Annotated in this window: 18 protein-coding genes; 15 read left to right on the forward strand and 3 right to left on the reverse strand. The window is 51.4% G+C overall.

Annotation, left to right across the window (positions count from 1 at the left end; all coding sequences use genetic code 11):
• The 6 genes from OXG87_21285 to OXG87_21310 all read left to right on the forward strand — a co-directional run.
• The coding region (locus OXG87_21285) for a dockerin type I domain-containing protein (protein MCY3872089.1) at positions 1 to 262 on the forward strand (262 nt) is incomplete at its 5' end.
• Between the two features lie 12 nt (positions 263 to 274).
• Positions 275 to 1,039, forward strand: coding sequence for a type I methionyl aminopeptidase (gene map / locus OXG87_21290; protein ID MCY3872090.1), 765 nt, complete (start codon positions 275 to 277; stop codon positions 1,037 to 1,039).
• Positions 1,032 to 1,517 (forward strand): hypothetical protein, encoded by a 486-nt coding sequence (locus OXG87_21295; GenBank protein MCY3872091.1) that lies wholly within the window; start codon positions 1,032 to 1,034, stop codon positions 1,515 to 1,517. Before map ends, OXG87_21295 begins: the two co-directional genes overlap by 8 nt.
• A gap of 3 nt (positions 1,518 to 1,520) precedes the next feature.
• Positions 1,521 to 3,263 (forward strand): hypothetical protein, encoded by a 1,743-nt coding sequence (locus OXG87_21300; protein MCY3872092.1) that lies wholly within the window; start codon positions 1,521 to 1,523, stop codon positions 3,261 to 3,263.
• A gap of 60 nt (positions 3,264 to 3,323) precedes the next feature.
• Positions 3,324 to 4,496: a hypothetical protein gene (locus OXG87_21305; protein MCY3872093.1), complete on the forward strand. Its 1,173-nt coding sequence runs from the start codon at positions 3,324 to 3,326 to the stop codon at positions 4,494 to 4,496.
• A 2-nt stretch (positions 4,497 to 4,498) separates the two neighbouring features.
• On the forward strand, positions 4,499 to 5,662 hold the full coding sequence (locus OXG87_21310) for a hypothetical protein (protein MCY3872094.1): 1,164 nt from the start codon (positions 4,499 to 4,501) through the stop codon (positions 5,660 to 5,662).
• Between the two features lie 16 nt (positions 5,663 to 5,678).
• Here OXG87_21310 and OXG87_21315 read toward each other — a convergent pair whose 3' ends face one another.
• Positions 5,679 to 6,860: a hypothetical protein gene (locus tag OXG87_21315; GenBank protein MCY3872095.1), complete on the reverse strand. Its 1,182-nt coding sequence runs from the start codon at positions 6,858 to 6,860 to the stop codon at positions 5,679 to 5,681.
• A 10-nt stretch (positions 6,861 to 6,870) separates the two neighbouring features.
• The gene (locus tag OXG87_21320) at positions 6,871 to 8,088 is read right to left on the reverse strand and encodes a hypothetical protein (GenBank protein ID MCY3872096.1); all 1,218 of its coding nucleotides are present in this window, start codon (positions 8,086 to 8,088) and stop codon (positions 6,871 to 6,873) included.
• 245 nt (positions 8,089 to 8,333) lie between these two features.
• Here OXG87_21320 and OXG87_21325 point away from each other — a divergent pair, with 245 nt between their 5' ends.
• The 9 genes from OXG87_21325 to OXG87_21365 all read left to right on the forward strand — a co-directional run bounded on the left by OXG87_21325 (position 8,334) and on the right by OXG87_21365 (position 21,536).
• Complete coding sequence (locus OXG87_21325; protein MCY3872097.1) at positions 8,334 to 8,780, forward strand: ATP-binding protein; 447 nt, start codon at positions 8,334 to 8,336, stop codon at positions 8,778 to 8,780.
• Positions 8,781 to 8,791: 11 nt separating this feature from the next.
• Positions 8,792 to 9,106, forward strand: coding sequence for a ribosome-associated translation inhibitor RaiA (gene raiA, locus OXG87_21330; GenBank protein ID MCY3872098.1), 315 nt, complete (start codon positions 8,792 to 8,794; stop codon positions 9,104 to 9,106).
• A 3-nt stretch (positions 9,107 to 9,109) separates the two neighbouring features.
• Positions 9,110 to 10,078, forward strand: a complete 969-nt coding sequence (hprK, locus tag OXG87_21335; protein MCY3872099.1) for an HPr(Ser) kinase/phosphatase — start codon at positions 9,110 to 9,112, stop codon at positions 10,076 to 10,078.
• A gap of 14 nt (positions 10,079 to 10,092) precedes the next feature.
• Positions 10,093 to 11,019, forward strand: a complete 927-nt coding sequence (locus OXG87_21340; protein ID MCY3872100.1) for a hypothetical protein — start codon at positions 10,093 to 10,095, stop codon at positions 11,017 to 11,019.
• A gap of 4 nt (positions 11,020 to 11,023) precedes the next feature.
• On the forward strand, positions 11,024 to 12,331 hold the full coding sequence (locus tag OXG87_21345; protein MCY3872101.1) for an aspartate kinase: 1,308 nt from the start codon (positions 11,024 to 11,026) through the stop codon (positions 12,329 to 12,331).
• A 24-nt stretch (positions 12,332 to 12,355) separates the two neighbouring features.
• Entirely contained in the window at positions 12,356 to 13,405 is a 1,050-nt protein-coding gene (locus tag OXG87_21350; protein MCY3872102.1) for an NAD(P)-dependent oxidoreductase, read from the forward strand.
• Between the two features lie 24 nt (positions 13,406 to 13,429).
• Positions 13,430 to 16,645 (forward strand): TonB-dependent receptor, encoded by a 3,216-nt coding sequence (locus OXG87_21355; GenBank protein MCY3872103.1) that lies wholly within the window; start codon positions 13,430 to 13,432, stop codon positions 16,643 to 16,645.
• Between the two features lie 13 nt (positions 16,646 to 16,658).
• Positions 16,659 to 18,209, forward strand: a complete 1,551-nt coding sequence (locus tag OXG87_21360; protein MCY3872104.1) for a BCCT family transporter — start codon at positions 16,659 to 16,661, stop codon at positions 18,207 to 18,209.
• Between the two features lie 162 nt (positions 18,210 to 18,371).
• Positions 18,372 to 21,536: a TonB-dependent receptor gene (locus tag OXG87_21365; GenBank protein MCY3872105.1), complete on the forward strand. Its 3,165-nt coding sequence runs from the start codon at positions 18,372 to 18,374 to the stop codon at positions 21,534 to 21,536.
• A 137-nt stretch (positions 21,537 to 21,673) separates the two neighbouring features.
• Here the strand turns inward: OXG87_21365 and OXG87_21370 are convergent, their stop codons facing one another.
• Positions 21,674 to 22,927, reverse strand: a complete 1,254-nt coding sequence (locus OXG87_21370; protein MCY3872106.1) for an enolase — start codon at positions 22,925 to 22,927, stop codon at positions 21,674 to 21,676.
• Positions 22,928 to 23,014 lie beyond the last annotated feature (87 nt).

Consider the following 23,014-nt stretch of genomic DNA (forward strand, 5'->3'; position numbering starts at 1 on the left):
TGTGATGGAAACATCGCTTTCGGGTGAAAGGCGGCGCGTGAATTACACGTTTTCAACTGGCGGAAGTATGGCGACGGATCTCGTGTGCGATGTCGATGGCGATGGGCGCGTTGCATTTTCTGATTTCCTGCGCTTTGCAGATGGTTTTAAGCTCTTACACACGGATAATAGATATGATCCAAAATTGGATTTCAACGGGGATGGGCCTGTTGATTTTCTGGATTTTCTCATTTTTGTTTCTCATTTTGGTGAATCGCGTTAAGGGAGTGGAGCTGTGATTGTATTGCGAACAGATCGAGAACTGGATTTGATGGTTGAAGCAAACCGCATTGTGGGGCTGGTGCATCGCACACTCAAGCCGCTTATTAAAGTGGGGACGACGACAAGAGAGCTGGATAGCGTGGCTGAAGATGTGATTCGGTCGCACGGAGCAGAACCCGCATTTAAGGGCTATAAGGGGTATCCCGCAGCGAGTTGTATTTCAATTAACGAACAGGTCGTACACGGGATTCCCGGATCGCGGAAGCTGGTGGATGGCGATATTGTCAGCATTGATATCGGTGTGAAATTGCGTGGTTACTACGGCGATCAGGCGATTACACGCGTTGTAGGTAATATTTCGGAGAGAGAGAAAGAGTTACTCAAGGTGACGCGAGAATCCCTGTTTAAGGGAATTGAGCAAGCGGTTGCCGGGAAACGCCTGAGTGATATTTGTGGGGCGGTACAAAACTGGGTTGAGCAATTTGGTTTTTCAGTCGTGCGGCAATTTGTGGGGCATGGCATTGGGCGCAGATTGCACGAAGAACCCGCCGTGCCCAATTATGTGCCCCCAGAGCGCAATCCTCGTTTGCGAAAGGGGATGGTGCTCGCCATTGAGCCGATGGTCAATTTGGGAACGCACGAAGTTGTGGTGGCCGATGACGGATGGACAGCGTCGGCTGCCGATGGGTTGCCTTCGGCGCATTTTGAACATGTGGTGGCGATTACGCGTGGAGAACCCAGGATTTTGACGATGTTTGAGGAAGATATCGATGCGTAAATCTATTCTCTTATGCATTCTTATGTGGTTGATGTCTTGTAGTCAGCACTATGAAGAGGGAGCGCATCCACCGCCAAAGCCTCCATCTGATCAGGCTCCAGCAGGAGATAAAGAGGTCTCACAGACATCAGGCGCCGTGGTTTCGGGGACGATTCGACTGGCCGATGGGCTGGGCGAGCGCATTGGGAGCAATGCCGTGCTATTTGTTATTGCGCGACCTGCCCCTGTTGGCGGGCCACCACTGGCCGTGAAGCGACTCGACGTTTCCGATTTTCCCCTTTCGTACACACTGACGCGAGGGGATGCGATGATTGAGATCGACTGGTCTGAGATTGATGCGTTATACGTTTCTGCTAAAATTGATGCAGACGGACGCGTGGGTGGCTCAAAGATAGGGGATATGGAGGGGATTTATCCGCAAAATCCCGTTGCGCCCGGGGCCGTGGAAGTGAATATTTTGATCGATACGGTGCATTGAGTTATGAGCTATACGGTGATTCACGCGACACACGAAGCGGTGCGCAAGGCTGGCGGTATTGGGACTGTACTCGAAGGCTTGATGACCTCTTCTGTGTATCAGAAAGCCGTGCGGCGTTCTTTTCTCGTCGGTCCGCTTTCGCGCCCAGAGGATGAGGATCTTCTTGCGGAAAGTGGCGAGGTGCTTTTTTCGACCATTTCCGGCGTGCAAAATGCGGATTGTGCTGACGCGCTCAATCGCGTAGCAGAGCGGTACAATGTCAATATTGTTTACGGGATACGCCGATTCACTCGTGGATATGAAGCCGATGTGTTGCTCGTTGATGCCGAAGATATCAATCCGCGGCATTCTCGCAATTTTAAGTACAATCTCTACCGGTATTTTGGCCTTACGTCTGACCGATACGATACGATTGCGGATTACGCGCTTTATATCGATAGTGCGGAAGCCGTTTACGACGCTGTTGTCGCGCTGATTGGTGAGGCACCGGGACCGCATATTGTGCTGGCCCATGAATATATGGGCATGCCCGTTGCGCTCAAAACTATTGTGGATAATGATCCGCGCTTTTGGGCGGTTTTTTACGCCCATGAGGTTTCAGTGATGCGCGGGATCACAGAGGACAACCCGGGGCACGATGTGATGTTTTACAACGCGATGGCGCGATCACTTGCACAGGGCGAAGTGGTTGAGGATGTATTTGGAGATCAGTCCGATTATTATCGGCACGCGCTGGTTCAATTGGCGTCGCACTGCGATGGTATTTTTGCCGTAGGCGACCCAACGCTTGATGAGCTTCGGTTTATGGGGCTTGAAGCGCAAGCGATAGACCTGGTGTACAATGGTATTCCCGCAATGCGGATTTCCTATGCAGAGAAATTACAGTCTCGCTCGCGTTTACAGGAGTATGCGCAAAATTTACTCGGATATGAGCCGGATGTGGTGATGACACATGTCACGCGTCCGGTGATTAGCAAAGGGCTGTGGCGCGATTTGCTCGTGTTGTCGCATCTCGATAGATTGTTGGGAGACACTGGACAAACGGGCGTGTTTTTTGTGCTTACAACAGCTGCAGAACAGCGCAATGCGAGAGATATCGAGACTATGGAGTCCGAATATGGATGGCCGGTTGTACACCATACAGGACCACCCGATCTGGTTTCAAATGAGCTGGATATCTGGCGGGATATGGAAGCGTTTAACCGCGAGTCTGTTGCGATTCAAACAATTTTGGTCAACCAGTTTGGATGGGACAGGGCGAGTTGTGGGCAGCGCATGCCGCAAGATATGGCGTTTGCGGATTTGCGTCAGGGCACGGATGTCGAATTTGGACAATCAATTTACGAACCTTTTGGTATTGCCGTGCTCGAACCGCTGACTTTTGGGGGGCTTTGCGTGCCGAGTAGTGTGTGCGGATGCTGTGGTTTTTTGGCTCGCGTAACAAAAGAACAGGCCGATCCTCTCGTCGTGGTAGCCGATTATACGGCAGATGTCGCATTGGATAGTGTCGCGTCTGCTCGTGCGATAGGAGAGTATGAACGCCGTATTCAGGAGGATAGAGTGTCGAAGAAAGTCGCGTGGGATATCGCAGATGCGTTGCCATCATCGGATAGAGAACGCGAGGCGCGATTGCATTCGGGGTATAAGTTGGCCGCACAAATGAGCTGGGACCGCGTGTGCGAAGCATTTTTTTTACCGGGTATAGCGCGCGCGATTTCCCGCGGTCGAGCACAACGAAACGTTTGACGCTTTGAAGCGTGTAAAGGGTTATTGTAGGTAACTATTTTTATCTTTTGAGTGATGATTATGATGAGAAAACGATTTTTACTGATTTTTTTACTTGCAGGTCTCGCTGGTTGCAATACCGAAAAGCGCAACCCATTGGGCGAGGGCTTTGTTGGACGCGATCCCGGCGATATAGTAGCGTTGCCCGCTGTTCCGTTAAAATCGGCGCGGTCCTTTCAATCTCTGATTTTTCCCACTGTGATGGGAGAACAAGAGGAATTGCTGATTGGACAGATGAATGGGTTTTTGTTGCGCAGTCTGTTGCGTTTCAACGTGCCAGATGAGCTGTCTGGCGGTGTGCCATCGGGTTTGACGATAGATTCCCTGCGCGTCAATCTGGGCATTCGGTCGGCGCGGTTGGTCGAAAATGCATCGCTGGTCGCATTGCGGCCCGATTCGCCATGGGAAGAACTTCAGACTTATGTCGATTCAATCTCGCTGGTCGAGACCGAAGTGCTTGCGACACCAATCCCCGATGCTATGGCGCAGGTGTTTGAAGATCGCGTTCGGATCGATTTGCCTGTGTCGCTCTTGAAGGATGCGGTAGAAGCGGGGACGTCGTCTTTGGAAATCCTGTTACAACCCGATGGGGAGGCATCTTTTTTGTTGGATATTTTTGCACGCGAAGCTACCGATATTCGCGCAGATGCACCGATTCCCGAATTGGAGGCCGTATATCGGGTGGGTGATGTGACAGAGCGTGCAGCTGTTCAAGCCGATGCAGATACCTATTGGAGTGCGCGGGTCAGTGGTGGTCCTTCAGAAGATCTGGCGATTCTTTCAGAGGGCTTGTTTTACGGCAGTGTTCTGGATTTTGATCTGCCCGATATTCCGCAAGGCGCGACGATCAATTCGGCCAAATTGCAATTGGATATCGATCTGGATCGTTCCTATTTTTCATCTTTTCCCTTTGAAATATATGGCCTGAAGATTGCAGAGGGCGATACTGCGTTTACGCGGTTCAATGAGAGATTACTCCTTGAACCAGCGACAGCCACTTATACGATTAACCAGACTTTGATTCAGGCATGGATATCTGGTGTGCGAGTAAATCATGGATTGGCTCTTTCACCTGTCTCTTTTGTTTCTTTAAGAGGCTTGCCCGTGCCCTTAAATTCGCCCCCGCTCATCCGATGGATTGTGTTAAAAGATGTGCGTTTGAACCTCATTTACTCTCTTCCTCCGGAATTGTAATTATGATGCGAATAATTCTCGCTTTGGGTTTTATTTTGTCACTGGTGCTGCCAGCTTGTGCCAATACAATTTTTTCTTTTTATGGTGTTGGAGATCCAGTCAGGCGCGTTGATGCGCGATCTCGAAGTATGGGCGGTGCCGGGCGGTCACTTGCAGATGGACTAAATTTTTCATCCCAAAATCCCGCTTTGTTGGGCGCTTTCCGCAGAGCATCTGTGAGTATGCAATTTATGGCTCAGCACCGATTTTTGAATGGCGAAAGCATTGTAAATGACGGGGATATCGGGGCTTTTCAGATCGCACTGCCTATGAGACGTGGTCCTGTCATAGGTGTCGGACTTGAACCGCTTACAGATATGGATTTCGGGGCGATAGAAGATCGAGGCACAGGTGATTTGAAGTATCAACTGGAAGTGGAAGCGACTGGGGGTATCCAGGCTATTTCTCTGGGGGTGGGGCATCGAATCGGGCACAGACTTTTTGTGGGAGGGCGTATAAATTGGGTGGCTATGGGGACATTTAATGAGTCTTGGATCAAGGATTTTGACAATGAGACGGTCTTCTTTTCTCACGATGAAATCACGCGCACCCACCGCGGATGGTTGCCTTCATTCGGGATTATCTATACGCCCACTTCGCGGTGGAGTTTGGGGGCAAATGTCGATATCGGAGGCAGTATCAAGCAGCGTCAGGTTCAAAGAAATCGCTTTGTGGGACAGCGTGAAGCCGTTGAAGTCGAGACGGAAAGCGATGTGGAATTTCCCCGGGAATTTGGAGCGGGGATAACGTATCTGGCGGGTTATCGCTGGCTGGCATCGATCGATGTATCTCGAGGACTGTGGCGCGCGACAGGAGATGGACGTTTTGATACGTGGGATGTAAGTGCAGGGATGTTGTGGCGCACGGGAGACCCCGATGTGCTGGTGCGGAGCCGGCGCTTTGAGCTTGGCGCGGGTTTTCATTATCGGTCGCTTTATTTTCCGACGACCTCTAATAGCCAGATTGGCGAATTAGGCGTCAGCTTCGGCATGGCGGTGCCATTTGTGAATAATAGTGGTCGGTTTCGCTATGTGCTCGAGGTGGGAAGGCGAGGCGATCGCTCAAAACACGGCGCATCAGAGCGATTTATTCAACACTCTTTTTCCGTAGTCGGTTTTGTAAGATAGTTTGCCGTGAGACAGTTCAAACGGTCTGTGTTCGGCGCGCGAGCGCGCGGATGCGGCCGTTTTTGATTTTCTGAACGATTTGATCGGATAGAAGGTGCAGAAGGGGAAGAGCAATTCCCGTGCAAACAAAGTACAGAGGGGCGGTTTCGGGTGCAATAGATTCAAAGCTGACGATTGCAAGGAGGCCCTGCGGCAAGAGCGGCAGCCAGGCTTGAACGGGTTGTGAGGTGAAATGCCTGCATAGCAGGCCTCCCGCAATTTTGCCCAAAACCAGGGCTGTGATCAGGGCATAAAAATAAGGCGGTACAGTAGATATTTGCCAGTCTAAAACAAGGCCAGTAGCATAGTGTGCGAGGGCAAAAGCAATCAGTGCTTCCGCATTTGGTGGACGCATATTGGGTCTCAGTCCGCGTTTGGTGCGCAAGGACAATACAAGGCCCACTGTCCAGGCCAGGATAAGGGGCTGAATCCAAACGTGCCACGAAGCAAGTGCGAGCAGAAATGATAGGGCAAACCAACTCGTAAATTGGCCTGTGAGGGTGTGGATATGCTGCAGCCAGCGATATACGAGTTCAATGCCAATAATTCCGATCAAAACGGCCAGTGCGATATCGGCGGCAAGATGAAGGAAGGAATCGAACCCGTCATTCAGGATGAATTCGACGCCAAAAATAAGCCCTGTTAAAAAGAGCAAGACGAGGCCGATTGCCGTAACGCATAAAGAAAAAGGCCATGTATCTCTCAGATTGTGTTCTGTGCGGTCTAAAAACATGGGGGCTGAGATACCTGATAGGATGGCAAGTTGCAAGGTGGTGACTAAGTGGAGGTCGAAAAATATGAGTACTGAAAAGGTTGCAAGAACGGGGGCTGCATACAGGTAAATACTACCCCTGAGCAAGCGATGATTTGCGAGGATAGGATGGGAGAGCGATGTGCCCAAATAAAGGCCGACCCAGGCCATTGCGATATCTGCAAAGGGTTTTATGCTCTGATGACTATCAGCGGTTGTAATAGGTGCGAAGCCGATGGCGAGACCCGCGGCAATCATGCCCAGGACATCGGGCAATTTGGCGCGATGGGCCAGTCGCGCACCCACGATAGAGGCCGTCAGCAGAAAGCCGACCCAGACCATTTCGGGGGGGGATTGGAGTAGCCAGATCAGGATACCGATACCAAGTGTAATGCAAAGAAGGCGCATGGAAATCGTCTCAGGTGTGAGATTGTGGTGAGTTTGCGGGTGGAATGAGTATCATTTGACTCAGAAAAACAGCAATTACGAGTCCCGTAATAAGCGTGTAATGCTGAAAGTCGAGGAGGTAAATGGCTTGTATACTAACAGCGATACTCAGCGTGCCTTGAGGACGCCAGCTCATGGCGAGCAATTCGCGCCAGGTCTGCGGTATTTGCCAGAGGGTTTGGGATACTGTGAAACCGATTGTGCGACCCATTCCGCGCACGAGTATCACGGTGAGAGCAAGTGGAAAAAGAGGCGACCAGAAAAAAAATATATCACCACCAAATTCCCCTATTATTGAGCCGATCAGTGCGAAAAAGATCGGCTCGATCACGTCATTTGCGCGTGTTGTAAATTCGACGATCTCGCGTTTTGCCACGGTTGTATTAATCAGCCAGATACCCGATAGAAATCCCACAGCAAGAGATGGCAAGTCCGGTGCTTGGCACAATCCAGAAAGGGCGATTACAATGCCCAGGACGAGGCTTAGTGCGCGAGCACCTGTGCGATGGCTGCGGAATGAAAAATCGAGCGCGATGCCTCCGACCACGCCTGCGCCGAGCATGAGCAGTGCAATACCAGTTACGCCTATAAATGGCAAGTTGCCCAAATAAAAAATGGGGTTTTCTGAAAGTGGGGGAAAAGCGATGCACAATACGGCCATGGCCGCGATATTTCCAAGTGGCAAGTTTTGACCTGGAACAGGAGTTGGGATCGGGCGATTGGGCCACTGAAAAAAAGGTGTGGGAAAGCGCACTGTAAGTGCGAAACAGGTGAGCAGGACTATCGCGAGGGGTAAATTTTGGAGCAACCCGAGGTAGCGATAAAGTATCAAACCACTGGCGAAAGCCGCAAGGACAGTGAATCCGCCGGTTGCGAGTACAACGGTTGTTTGAGAGTAAATCACTGAGGTACCGTGGTCTCGCAGATTTTGGAGGTCTGTTGACAGGCCTGTTTGCAGACCAATCCACAGCAAAATAGCGCTGATGCAATTGTACCGCAGCACTTCAAACAGGTGAAACACCTCATCGGTTTCAGAAAAAAACATCCCTACGAGAACCCCGAGGAGCAGATAATGTGCTCTGCCTATTCGAAGACTGTCTATCAGCGGATATGGCGGCATCCACCGGAAAATTTTTTGGCCGAGAAAAAAAGCACCAAAACCGGCAATTAAGCTCAAAATAAAGGCCATAAAATGCCTGCACTTTAGGGATAACGGGTGTCGTCTTTACCGCGGTGGATTATACTTTTTTCCAAAGTTTGGGTCAAGGGCGAAGTTGACGACCCGCGCTTGACAGCCGATAAAATATAGTGTATAGTCAAGATTGATTGTAACAGAAGGGGTGTGAGAGAGCCCCTTCCCAGAGTTCTACGTAATGTTGTGCTGTGCACAGGGGCCGATGGCCGGGTACTGACAGCACAAGTTCTGGAGACCTCATGCCCGATTCATTACCTCAGGTGCTGATGCACAGTGCCCCAAGTTTGTACGAGCATCTCGACGCATTTGCCCAGATTGTTGAGTCGGCTGTTCGGATAGCTGGTGCTTCAGAAGATGAGCAAGTCGATCTGATGGTTGCAGTCATGGAAGCACTCAATAATGCGATTGATCATGGCAATGGTGAAGATGCTTCAAAGAAAGTACATCTCAAGATCGATATCCACCCCACTTCCATCACAGTTTGGGTACAAGACGAGGGGGGAGGTTTTGATCCCAATACCGCCCCTGACCCGCTTGCGCCAGAAAATCTAATGAATGATTCCGGGCGTGGGCTTTTGATGATGCGTGCGTTTATGGATGAAGTGGATTTTATGCCTTCTCGGAAGGGCACGCTGGTTAAGATGATCAAATATTTTTCCTCTAAGTCGTCACCATCTCACTGTTGAGGAGGACGCCCATGCAAATGGTCATTTCTGGACATCATTACCATGTCTCGGACAGCACGCGTACCCATATAAAAGCTGCTATCTCTCGGTTTGAGCGATTTTACACACCCGTGCTGGGTTGTCAGGTCACCATTACAAAAGAGGAGCCTGCATTTCGCGTTGATATTATTGTCAATGTGCATGGACAAACCCTCAAAGCTTCCAATGCTGGTAGTAAGCTCTTTCCCGTTATCGATGGTTCGGCAAAGAAGATGATCCGACAATTGAAAAAACTGCGCGACCGGCGTAGAAAACCTCGCGTTATTTCCAGTCTAAGTGAGGTATAAGCCGTGCCACAGATTTCTATTGGCAAGATGTTAGAAGATTACGGTGACCAACTCGCGCTCTCGTCCGTTGCAGGAAAAGGGGGAATTGGCAACACGCTATCTACCAGCGATGTCCATCGTCCCGGTCTCGCGCTTGCGGGGTTCCTCGGTCTTTTTACTTTTGACCGCGTTCAGGTTATGGGCAATACGGAGATGCTCTATCTGTCGAGTCTTGATCCCGATATTTGCCGTCAAACCCTTGAAACCATTTTTCAATTTGACATTCCCTGTATGGTTATCACAGATGGGAATGAAGTATTACCCGTGATGGTCGAATTGTCCAATGCGAGGCATATCCCCTTGTTGGCCACACCGTTTGCGACTACTAAGTTCGCCCACCTTTTTTCTTATTATCTCGACGATGTGTTTGCACCGCGCACAGCCATTCACGGTTCGCTGGTCGATGTGTATGGCATTGGACTGTTATTTGTTGGTGCGAGCGGGATTGGAAAAAGTGAGATTGCCGTTGACCTCGTTGAACGCGGGCATCGATTGGTCGCGGATGACGTCGTGCTCGTGTCGCGCAAGGTACAGGGAATGATTATGGGCAGTAGTGGGGAAACACTGCGAGATCATATAGAAATACGCGGTCTGGGCATTTTGAATGTTCGCAATATGTTTGGCGTGCGTGCCGTTCGCATGCAAAAGCGCGTCGAGGTTGTTGTCAAGCTCATTAAATGGGATGAGACCGCAGCGTACGATCGCATTGGACTCGATGAGGATTGGGTCTCGATTCTCGACCTCGAGGTGCCGCAGGTTACAGTGCCGATCTATCCGGGGAAAAATATTACGGTGATTGCAGAGACGATAGCCTTGAATTATCAACTCAAAATACAGGGCTATCACACGGCACAAGAATTTAATCGCCGCCTTGTTGAGCGCATGAAAAACAAAGTTCGAGACGATATGTCTATTCGCGCAGATATCGAGTAACTACGGAGGCATAAATGAAGTTAAAGTGTGTTGTCTTATTGTTGTTTGGACTCATGGGGTGTGGAGGACAGAATGCTTTGGAAAGCGATGCCCAGCGCATGCTGGCTTCTGTGCGAGATCTGGAAGAAGAATTGACCGATTTGCCACAGGCGATTGCGCGGTATGGAGAAATCTCAGCGCAATTCCCACGCACTGAGGCGGAAAAAACAGCGCGCGCGCGTCGGGCGATGCTCGAGCGGTTGCAGACGCGTCTGGCTGATCGAGAAGCTATTCAAGAAGATAGTATAGAGGCATTTTACGAGGGTGTGGTCGAGATCGCGCCCGATTATTTTGCTACGTTGAAGATGCTCGGTACAAATTACAGCAATCAGATACACTTTACCACGCGTTTTGCCGCCAATACAGGGGCGGTTCAAATAAAAGAACAGGCCATAAGAATATGGGAAAAGCAGGATCGCATGTGGTCGCGCTACACCTTTCGCCCAATCCCATCAAATCGTTTCTGGCAGGATCAGTTGTGCAAGGACGCGCTGAATATTACAGAGATGTTAATTGCTAAATCCTTTCGCGAGTACAACCGCGCACTGGATATCATCAATAAAGGATTGGATTATGCTTCGGGCGAGGATGTGATTTCACGGGCTAAAGTCTATGCCGCCTATTGCACGTTTTGGCAGGGAAAATCAGAAGAATTTCTGAAGGGTGTCGCACTGGCAAAAGAGGCTTTGAACTATGAATTTTTGTCGGCTAATAATCGCGCGCGCGCCTATCATGTTATTGGCCTGTGTTATGCGTATATCTATCAGGATACAGAAGACATGACGCATCTCGATGAGGCGATAAAAGCACTCAATGAAGCGGTGAATATCGATGGAAATATGGGCGAAGCCAAGCAATTGCTCAAAGCATTGCGACTACAGCGCGGAAGGGTAGCGTCTTAAGATTATGAAAAAAATTGTTTGTAAATTTGGTGGTTCATCGATCGCCGATGCCGCGCAGGTCGAGAAGGTAGTGTCTATTGTGCGAAGCGATGAACGCCGCTGTTTGGTCGTGCCATCCGCGCCGGGTAAGCGGTCTGAAGATGATACAAAAATTACTGATTTGCTCTATTTGTGCCACGAACTCGCGCGACAAAATGTCGATTTTTCAGAGCCGTTTAACAAAATTAGTACGCGATTTTTGGATCTCTCAAAGGCTCTTAGTGTGTCGATTGATATGGAGAGACTCCTCGCTGAGGTCGAGAGCCGGATAGCGGATGGTGCGGGGCGAGATTACGTGGCGTCGCGCGGCGAGTATTTGTGCGGACGCATCTTAGCCGATGTTTTGGGTGCAGCGTTTGTCGATCCAGCCGAGGCGATTCTATTTCGGGCTGACGGACGCCTTGACAGCGATTCATATCGGCGACTGAGGGTGCATCTTTCAGATGAACGCCTCTATGTTATTCCGGGATTTTACGGTGCGGATGCAGAGGGCGAGATAGTGACATTTTCGCGCGGTGGATCGGATATTACCGGTGCGATTGTCGCCCGCGCAGTTGGGGCAGAAGTGTACGAAAACTGGACGGATGTATCCGGATTGCTCATGGCCGATCCCCGCCTGGTGCCCAATCCATTGCCCGTAGAGGAAATTACATATCGCGAGATGCGCGAGTTGGCCTATATGGGGGCCGACGTCTTGCACGACGAGGCGATGTTTCCGGTGCGCACAGCTGAAATTCCCATTCATATTCGCAATACCAATCGACCAGAGGATGCCGGCACGCTGATTTTGCCGAGCCGAGAGCTTACAGAGCGCCTGATCGCCGGGGTTGCAGGGCGTCCCAATTTTAGTATGCTGTTTATTGAAAAAGATCTGATGAATCAGATGACGGGATTTGGGCAGCAGGTCCTGGAGGTAGTCGCACGACACGGGATCAGTTATGATCACACGCCGTCGGGCATCGATACAATGTCGGTGATCATACAGGATGAGCAATTGGATGGCAAGGGCGAACTTCTCGTCGAAGACATTCAGCGCATTATCGAGCCTGATCGCGTCGAACTGATCCACGGACTTGCGCTGATTGCGACGGTTGGCGAGGGGATGTCGCACAGGGTTGGCATTGCCGCGCGTCTGTTTACTGCGCTGGCAAATGCAGGTGTGAATGTGCGGGTAATTGATCAGGGGGCTTCAGAGATCAATATTATTGTGGGGGTCGAAGAAGCCGATCTCGAGACAGCACTGGTCGCTATTTATCGCGCTTTTGTTAATTAGAGAAGAGAAAGTGGGGAGGGATTTATGAAAGTTCTCGTGACGGGATCACACGGTAGGGTAGGGGGCAATCTGGTCAGACGTTTGCTCGATAAAGGCCACGATATACGCGGCTTTGTCTATCCCGGGGACGCCAGCCGGGCGGGCAAATGGGATGGCATTGATGCAGTCGAGGTCGTAGAAGGCGACTTGCGCGATTACGAGGCTGTATCTCGTGCGGTTGAGGGTGTGGATGCCGTATATCACCTGGCTGCGGCTTTTGCAAGTCCGCATAGCCATATTGAATATTTGCAGATCAATGGGCTGGGCACACTGCATTTACTCGAAGCGGTGCGCGAGAAAATCCCCAATTTACAGCGTTTTGTCTATGCATGTACAGAAGCGATATACTGGAAGGTTGAAGAAGCTGGACGTTTGTTTGAGAAGCCAGTTTCCGAAGATATGGTCAGTGCGACTCATGCAATGCCGTATTTTTTGACCAAGTGGATCGGCGAAGAATTGGTGATGAATTACCATGTTCAATACGGCGTTCCGAGCGTTGTGTGTCGGTTTGCAACTATTTTTGAGCCGAGTGAATTTTTGACCGAAGATGGTGTCCCCAAATTTTGTACCCTCAGACCTCCGCTCGAAAGATTGCGACGTGTGAAAAACCCCACAGATGAACAGAGGGCGCAACTCGCATTGATGGAAGAAGCCTGGGCAGATGGTGCGCGGGTTCTGGTTAGCAGGTGCCCCGATGGCAGGAGTTTTAAGCAGGAGTGGGCAGATGTGCGGGATATTGCCCTCGGCCTTTCTCTGAGTTTGGAGCGCGATGAAGCCGTGGGCGAGGCATTTACACTTGGCGGAATGCTCATCGTGTGGGAAGACGATGTTCCAAAAGTTGCCGATTATCTCGGCGTAGGCTACACAGAAGCGACCATGCCTGCGCCGAATTTTTTTGAATTTGATCGGACAAAAACGCAAAATTTGCTCGGGTATCACGCTGAGCACGACCTGTGGAGCACGCTGAATACAGCTCTTGCGATGCAAGAGGGTAAAGAGACAGATGTTGTTCCCACGGGGGTGCGATACGGATAAAATTCCACGTAATGGGGAGGTCCTATGGTTTTTTGGCAGAGATCTATTCCTATTCTGGTATGCGCGGCATTGCTTTTTGGCGTGAGTGAGGCGCAATCTGTTGGAACTATTACCGGCACAGTGACCGATGCTGAAAGTGGAGAGAAGTTGGAAGCGGTACAGGTCTATATTCCGGCGCTGACACTGGGCGCAGTGTCGGATGAGCAAGGTCGCTTTATTATCGACAATGTGCCGGGTGGCACGTATGAACTGAAGGCCGATTTGATCGGCTATGCGAGCGCGACAGTAGCGATTACTGTGAGGGCTGGACAGACAACGACGGTTGCTTTGCAGATGGCGTTGTCCGCACTTTATCTGGACGAAGTGGTGGTAACGGGCACGGCATTTAAGGAGTCACCCATCAACTTGCCCTATGCGGTCACTGTCGTTGGGCGAGAAAAGATGGCAGAACAGGGGTCTCCACAGGCGGTTGATTTCTTCAAGAATCTGGGTGCGAGTCACGGCGTGATCGGCGAGGCGAATAGCTGGTACAACGACCAATCTGTTTCGGTTCCAGAGACCGTTGCGAATGTGAACCTGCGCGGACTCGGGGCTTCGAGGACGCTGGTGCTGATCAACAGCCGCAGGCAGGTGTACATCCCCGCGCGTTTATTCGGCGGTCGCTTTGTGGATGTAAATGCGATGCCTTCGATAGCCATTGACCGGATTGAGGTGCTCAAAGAGGGAGCCTCGGCCATCTACGGATCGGATGCGGTAGCCGGAGTCGCCAATTTCTTGACGCGCAACGACTTCACGGGTTTTGAAGTTTCGGCGGCTCACGACTATTTTTCCGGTGCGGGCGATACGAATTTCGGTGCAATATGGGGAAGGAGCCTCGGTAAAGCCCATGCGGTTATTTCTGCGGAATGGATGGGACGACAGGAATTGAACGCACGCGAGCGGAGCTGGACATTGCGTGGGTTCCCATTTTGGGGATGGTCGGGTACTGGCAATCCCGGTGCATTTCTCAGGCCGTCGCTATCGGGCGCGGAGAACAAGGATGAATTTGTTCAGGCACTTGTCAATGCGCCCCGCTTTATTGACCCCAATTGTGAGGCCCTCGGAGGCCATGCCGAAAGCTGGACGTGTCGTTTCCGATACCAGCCCTGGGATATTCTGATCGAGAAACAGCGCCATCTTCGAACTTTTGCCGAGATCAATGGACCTTTGGGCGATGACGCGAAGTATCATATAGAGGCCATGTGGGCCGACACCTATATGCCTCATTACACGACGACACCTTCTTTTCCGCCGATCACGCTGTTCAACGGGAATCAACTCGTTGAGAGCAATCATCCGGGTCGGCAGGCGTATTGCCGTTCGCTGATAGGTTCTAAACTTCAAGAAAACTGTCTCGAAGGCGACTGGTACTTTTTCGGTCGGCTCGTTGGCAACGAGGGACCTGGACGCTCACTGAGCCGTCAATCGCAGACTGAGCGCATCTCGGGGTCTATTACGCGCGATTTTCAGATTGCTGATCGAGACGCCCGGTTTGATTTTGGCATCAGTTATTCCCGTAGCAGTGGGAATATGAACCAGCCAGCGGAATACGCCTACCGCAAGTTCCTCGCCTTTCGCGGCTTTGGGGGACCAGATTGTGGCGTTGAGGTTATCGCAGATCCAACTGCTCCCGAAGGGATGCGCTTGGGTCCTCTCAATGGCAAAGTGGCTGGGCAGGGGGATTGCATGTACTACAACCCGCTCAGCAACGCGATTCAATTTTCCACGCAAGCTCCTGACGGATTGGACCCCTTTGCGTTTGTATTTGCGGATAAGCAAAACCCCGATTATGTCCCCGGTCTTGAGAATAGCGCGTCGTTGATTGATTGGATTAACGAGGAAGTCGATTTGGAAAACGACGCTGCGCTACTGGTCGCAGACGCGACGCTGACGGGAACATGGACGGAAAATGTCTGGCTCAACGCGAGTTATGCCGCCGGATATCAGTTCCGCCGCCTCGATGTGTCTGCGCAGCCAAATGATCCGGGCAATCTGACTACCAATCCCTGTCTGGTTCCCGGCGATAGATCGTGTATCGACGCGACCGGGCGTCAGATTGGTTTCGGCTCTGGTCTTTTTACGCTTACCAACGGACATTATCCCTACGAAGACAATCAGATCGTGCATCGGATTTTTGGCGAACTTCCCCTTAGTATGGGCGAGAATCTTGACGCGCAATTTGTTGCTAACTACGAGTTCCACAAGGAAGCAAGCAGTTTTAATCCCAAGGTGGCGGCAAGCTGGCGTTTCTCGGATTCTGATGCACACTCATTGGATTTGCGCGGATCGGTGCAGACGACTTTTCGCACGCCTTCGGTAGATGATCTGAACACAGATGTTCGCACGACTCTCGAATATCTCGATCCCGTAGGGGTTTACAAAGCTATAGACGCTTATGGGAGTACTGATCTCAAACCCGAAGAGGCATTTACCTATAATGTAGGGGTTGTTCTGCTTGCAAATCCAGATATAGAAATGACCTTTGATTACTGGCGTTATGACTTCAAAAACGTGATCGCTACCCTGCCGCAAAACGATGTAGTGCGGCTCTACGGCGAAGGTTATAATGGCGACGAAAGAAAATTAAACGCCGTAAAGGATCGCATTTCATGCCCTGGCAATGTCACGGACGGTTCTTGTGTCCCTGGAGATATTGAGCGCGTGCGGATTGATTTGATCAATTGGCCCGGTGTCCAGACTTCGGGATTCGACTGGCATATAGGAATGCGTTTCAATGCCGGGACGGGTCAGCTTTCTGGCGGTCTGGATGGCACGTACACGCGCGAGTATTACATGAAGGAACTTCGCATAGATGGCGTGGAATACCGCGCTGCGCTGGATGGCGCGGGATATTACAATAGAACCCATCCGCTGGCATCACCGATTCCACAGTGGAAATGGCGAGGCTCTGCTGGCTACCACTGGGGCAACTACAGTCTGGTCAATTACGTCAACTACATATCCGCGTATGAGGATAGGGACGTGTGGACGCTGGATGGTCGCATTGATTCATTTCTCACCTATGATGTCAATTTTGTGTGGTACTTGCCCAAGCGCGGTATGAATATCACGTTCTCCGCGTTGAATCTGGCCGGGCAAGTGCCGCCTCTCGTCGATTTTGAACTGGGGTTCGACGGCTTGACGCATAATCCCAAAGGCCGACGGTTCAAATTGGCGGCTACATATCAACTCGGGCGTTGACGGAAGGAATATTTTGAAAACGCATTTAGAAGGAATACATGATCGAGAGTATCGCAAGCTATTCGGTTTAGATATTTATCTGACGCCAGTGTTTGTGATTTCCGGTATTACCATTGTCGCATTTGTGACTGGCGCTCTTGTCTTTCAGGAAGCCGCGACTGAAGGGTTTAAAAATATCCGCGAGTGGCTCACTGCGAATCTCGATTGGTTTTTTATTATTGCGGCCAATCTCGTCGTGCTCTTTTGTTTTTATGTGGCGCTATCGCCTCTTGGAAAGGTGCGCCTGGGCGGCGCAGATGCAAAACCCGAATACACCTATTTAACCTATCTTGCCATGCTTTTTGCTGCTGGCGTGGGCATAGGTTTGCTGTTTTTTGGGGTGGCGGAACCGGTGTACTACTTTAAAGCACCACCACTCGGCATTACGCCAGGAACTGAGGATGCCGTATCCGTAGGGATAGCGGCGACGGTTTTTCATTGGGGGCTACACGGCTGGGCAATCTATGGCGTCGTTGGACTCGCTCTGGGTTACTTCTCGTACAACCGGGGGTTGCCCCTCACCATTCGCTCGGCGTTCTATCCCTTATTTGGCGACCGCGTCTGGGGCTGGCCCGGACATATTATTGATACTTTCGCCATATTCGCGGGATTGTTTGGGCTTGCAACCTCTCTCGGTCTGGGGGTTCAGCAGGTTACTTCCGGATTAAATTATCTGTTTGATATTCCCGCGAACAACACCACTATGGTGGTGCTGATTGTGGCGATTACTTCCATCGCGCTCATATCGGTGCTGACGGGTATTAATGTTGGTATTAAGCGTTTGAGCCAGTTCAATATCATTATCGCGTTTTTGTTGTTATTGACTGTTATCTCGCTGGGTCCGACGCTCTACATTTTTCGCAGTATCTTCGCTGGTCTCGGCAGTTATTTCGCGCAGGTTGTACCGCTCAGCAATTGGATTGGGCGGGAGGATGTCGCCTTTGTGCGAGACTGGACGACTTTCTACTGGGCGTGGTGGTTTGCCTGGGCGCCGTTTGTCGGTACGTTCATCGCTCGCATTTCAAAGGGGCGCACAGTGCGCGAATTTGTCGTCTCTGTGCTTCTGCTGCCAACGCTTTTATGCCTGCTGTGGTTCGGCACTTTTAGCGGTACGGCGTTTTATCAACACCTCGTTGAGGGCTATACCGGTGTAACTGAGAATGTCGAGGCGTGGAAGCTCGAAATCGCATTGTTCAAAATGTTTGACAAATTGCCTATGGCGACACTGCTTTCATCTGTGGCGATGCTTCTGACCGTCGTGTTTTTCGTTACTTCGTCAGATTCTGGATCGTTGATTCTCGACACCATTGCAGCCGGGGGCAAGGTTGATGCGCCAGTCGCACAACGCGTTTTCTGGTGTACTATTGAGGGGTTAGTCGCCATAGCGCTTCTGCTGGGCGGAGGTTTGAGTGCGTTGCAGGCTGCCTCGCTCACTACTGGTTTTCCGTTCGCCATTGTGCTATTGGGAATGGCCGTCTGCGTGTGGATGGGGCTTCGCAGCGAAGTGCGGGAATCGCGTGGATGAGAGTGTTGAGTCTCTCAAAATTTCCAGACGGAAATTTGACATTGAGAAAATTACAACGTATTTTTTATGAATGTAAACCTTAGAATTAAAGGTACGGTTGAAACAACAAATAGGGGAAATCCAACTGTTGAAACAATAAAAAAGGGAGGACCAATGGTGTTCTTGAGCAGATTTATTCCGATTCTGGTATGTGTGGGATTGCTTTCTGGCGTGGTCCAGGCGCAATCTGTTGGAACAGTCACAGGTACTGTGGTCGATGCGTCAAGCGGAGAGAAATTGGAAGCGGTACAGGTCCATATTCCGACTCTGAAACTGGGAGTAGTGTCGGATGAACAAGGTCGCTTTACCATTCCAAATGTGCCTTCTGGGGCACACGAACTGAGAGCTGATCTGATCGGCTATGCGACCGCGACAGCAGTGATTACCGTGATTGCAGGAGAAACCGTGACGGTTGCGTTGCAGATGAATCCCTCCGCGCTTTATTTGGACGAAGTGGTGGTGACGGGTACGGCGTTTAAGGAAGCGCCCATCAGTATGACGTATGCGGTCGCGGTGGTTGGGCGAGAGAAGATGGCAGAACAAGGTTCTCCACAGGCGGTTGATTTCTTCAAGAATCTGGGTGCGAGCCACGGCGTGATCGGCGAGCGGAGCAGTTGGTACAATGCGAGCCAGGCTGGCACTCTGACGGAGAGCATTGCCAATGTGAACTTGCGCGGGCTGGGGGCTTCAAGGACGCTGGTGTTGATCAATAGCCGCCGACAGACTTATGTTCCCGCGCGCTTGATCGGTGGACGCTTTGTCGATGTCAATGTTATTCCCTCTATCGCCCTTGACCGGATTGAGGTGCTCAAGGAAGGGGCCTCGGCTATCTATGGATCGGATGCAGTGGCCGGCGTTGCCAATTTTTTGACCCGATCCGATTTTGAGGGTTTTGAAGTCTCGGGAGCGCACGAGTATTTCGAAGGCGCTGGTGATACAAATATAGGCGCGATATGGGGTAAAAAACTCGCTGAAGGAACCCATGCGGTTATTTCTGTGGAATGGATGGGGCGCCAGGAGCTACCTTCTACAGAGAGAGACTACCTGTTGCAGCCGTGGCACGGTGGCGGGCAACGCCTCGGATGGTCGAGTTTGGGGAATCCCGGCACCTTTGCCATTGGTGCTCCCGCTCCGTGGACCGCTGCCATCCACGCTCCTCGATGTGAGGAATTTGGCGGTTTCCGGGAATCCTGGACATGCCGCTTCCGCTATCAGCAGTATGAGAATCTGGTCGAAAAAATGAGCCATATCCGTGCTTTTGCCGAGATCAATGGTACTCTGGACAATGGTACAGATTATCATGTGGAGTACCTGTGGGCCGAGGCAGAGATTCCCAATTGGTACACGACGCCTTCGTATCCGCCGTTCCCACTGACAGACACGAGTATTATGGAAGTAGCGCCCAATCACCCGGGGCGGCAGGCATTTTGCGAGGATTACGGTGCAAATCCCGGCGATCTGTATTACGACGCCTGCCATGGCGGCGAGAACTGGTATTTCAATGGGCGGCCATTCGGGAACTCGGGGCCAGGGCGCACGTTGAGTCGTCAATCGAATACTTTGCGCATGGCGGCTTCCGCAAATGGCGATTTTAAGGCGTTCGGCGGTCGAGATGCCCATTTTGATGTGGGGCTTGCTTATTCGCGCACTGCGGGAAATTACAATTTGCCGGGGGTGTATATTGAGCGTTTATTCCTCGGTTTCCGCGGTTTTGGAGGACCAAATTGCGGTGTTGGTGTGGAGGCAGATCCAACGTCTCTGGCAGGGATGCGACTCGGACGGATCTACGACCAGGTGGCAGGTCAGGGCAACTGCGAGTACTACAACCCCTTCGGCAATGCCATCGAGTTCACGGATCAACATGGCTCGAATTTTGAGAACTCGCCGAATCCTGGTTACCGCCCCGATCTTGCGAATAGCCCCGAATTGCGGGAGTGGCTCGCCAATCAGGAGGTCAATCTACAGAGCACCTCGGATATGCTGGTTGCCGATGCGACGCTGACGGGAACATGGACAGAGAACGTCTGGCTCAACGCGAGTTATGCCGCTGGATATCAGTTCCGAAAGCTCAGTGCTACTGGCGATCCGAACGACCCGGGTGATGTGACCATCAACCCATGTCCGGTTCCGGGCGATAAGGGGTGCTCAGAGGAAGATAAGTTCGGTCCCTATGCGTTCACGAATGTGAATCGACCGTACTCCGAAGACCAGACGGTACACCGCTTTTTTGGCGAAATTCCCCTGAGTCTGGGAGAGCGCGTTGATGTGCAACTCGCCGCGAATTACGAGTTCCACGATGTGGCGAGCAGTTTTGATCCCAAGTTCGGCTGGCGCGTGCAACTCTCAGAGTCTCCAACCCATTCAGCGTTTTTGCGCGGCTCGGTGCAGACGACATTTCGCACGCCATCGCTGGACGATGTAAATGAAAGCCCGTTATCGACGCTTGAGTGGATCAACCAGACAGGTGCGTACCAAACAGTGGATCGAATCGGGAGCAAGGACCTCAAACCGGAACAGGCATTTACCTATAATGCGGGTCTCGCGCTGGTCACAGAGGCAGGCTCTGAAGCGACTTTTGACTATTGGAGCTACGATTTCAGCGATGTCATCGGGAGAATTACCGACTTATATGCCGAAGAAGCCAATAAGAATGCCCTGAAGCAATTCATTGTCTGTCCAGATGGGGTAGGCACTGGTACCTGCGCGGCCTCAGAACTCGAGCGGGTGCGGGTTGATATTGTCAACTGGCCGGGGGTCAAGACTTCGGGAATCGATGTACATCTGGGCACGCGGATACCAGCGGGTACAGGGCAATTCGCGGCCAGTCTGGATGGCACTTACACGCTGTCGTATGAGACAAAGGCACTAATGCATGGCAATTTGGTACTCCAGGACGCGGCGGACGCGGCGGGTTATTTGAATTTTGGCAATCCCATTGCGACTTCGCTTCCCAAGTTGAAGGGGCGGGCATCGGCGGGCTATCACTGGAAGACCTATAGCCTCGTGAGTTATCTGAACTATATTTCGTCTTATGAGGACCGGGGATCAATGAGTTCCGATAATGATAATATTAGAAATCTATTCGGTACTATTGATTCGTTTGTCACATGGGATGTGAGTTTCCTCTGGAATGTGTCCAGGGGTGTGAATATCGCGTTCTCCGGAATAAATCTGCTCGGCACCAGGCCACCTCTGGTGAATATCGAGCAAGCCTACGATGGCTTCACGCACGATCCCAAAGAGCGGCGGTTGAAGCTGGGGTTAACGTATCAATTCGGGAGTCCATAATATTTGAGTGTGTCGATTGGGAATCCGTAGAAGCGTATTACGAGGGTCTCGGTATCTAAGCGTACCCTCAGGTACAATACAAAAGCCCGTCAAGTCGTGATGACGGGCTTTTTTGTTTAAATATGTACAGCAATTCATTATACCTCACATTTTTTTCGCACGGCCGACTTTTGCGATTCGCTGTACAATTTGTCAAATGCTTGTGTGCCGTCGTCTTCGATGACATCGAGCGATGAGTCGGGTTCTGATATGGGCTGGGAATCTTCGGGATAGACATGGTGCATGTCCTGTTTGGTGCAGGCATAATAGGTGACTTCACCGCTTTTGCGACGGTACGCGTAAAGGTGGCGAGGGGGATCGACCCAGGTGTAGTCTGCGGCGTATTGTTCTATTGCTGCAGGGTCAATTTCTACGCCGAGGCCAGGCGTTTCAGTGACGCGGTAAAAGCCGCCCCGAACTTCAATCGCGGGTTTTACGAGCTGATGCTCCCAGATGTTCATACACGTAATGGCTGGCCATTTGGCCTGGGGGAGGATCGCACCCAGATGCGCTGCCCAGGCTGTTGTGATGCCAGAGCCGACGAGTTGCAGCCAGAAGGGTTTGTTCCATTGCTCGCATACGGATGCTTGTTTGAGGAGGCGCAAGGCACCTGCACAGATGACAAAACCATCGGTGACATCTTCTTTCATGGTCGTTTCAATGGGCGGGTTGTTGTAGTGCATGGCAATGGGCCGCGCGATCAAATTTCTGATTTGCTTGTTGCCCGCTACGTCGTTTTGTGGAATCGGCGTTTCGATCATCGCCACTTCGGGATAGGCTTCCAATTCTCGAAGATGCGGGATTGCATTGGCGGAATTGGCGAGGGTGCCGTTATAGTCGAGGTCGAGGTGAAAGCCGGGTGGAACTACTTTTTGAACGGCCTGAATGGCTGCGTGCAGGTCGAACCAGGGGCGGGCTTTGAGTTTTGAACTGGTATATCCCGCCTGGGCGGCTTGCCGGCATTCTTCTGCCCATCCTTCGGGTGGCATGTCCATATTCCACCAGGATATGGGGCACCAGTCGCGCACTTTTGCGCCCAGCAGGCGGTATATCGGAACATCTTGCGCTTTTGCTATGGCATCAAACAGAGCCATCTGTACGCCAGCGCCAAGGCTGTCATCCCACATCAATTCAGCGGCGGGTCTGCCGACGATTCTGTCTTCGATATCGCCGGGTACTTTGGCCCAGGTGTAGTTGGGTATGGTTTCGCCCCATCCTTCAATGCCATTTTCGAGTGTGATATGACAAATCTGGTGTATCCGCCAGTGGGGAAGCCAGTAGCCGAGGTGTTTCTGGCTGTGTGGCGTGAAGGGGACGTCGAGATTGATGAGTTCAATGGCTTTGATTTTCATATTTGCCTCCGCGAAAAGTTGATGTGTATAGCGCACGATATGACACGGATTACACGATGTCAAGTACAACGGGAGAAAGAAAACGTG

This window comes from Gemmatimonadota bacterium (assembly GCA_026706845.1).
GTDB lineage: Bacteria > Latescibacterota > UBA2968 > UBA2968 > UBA2968 > VXRD01.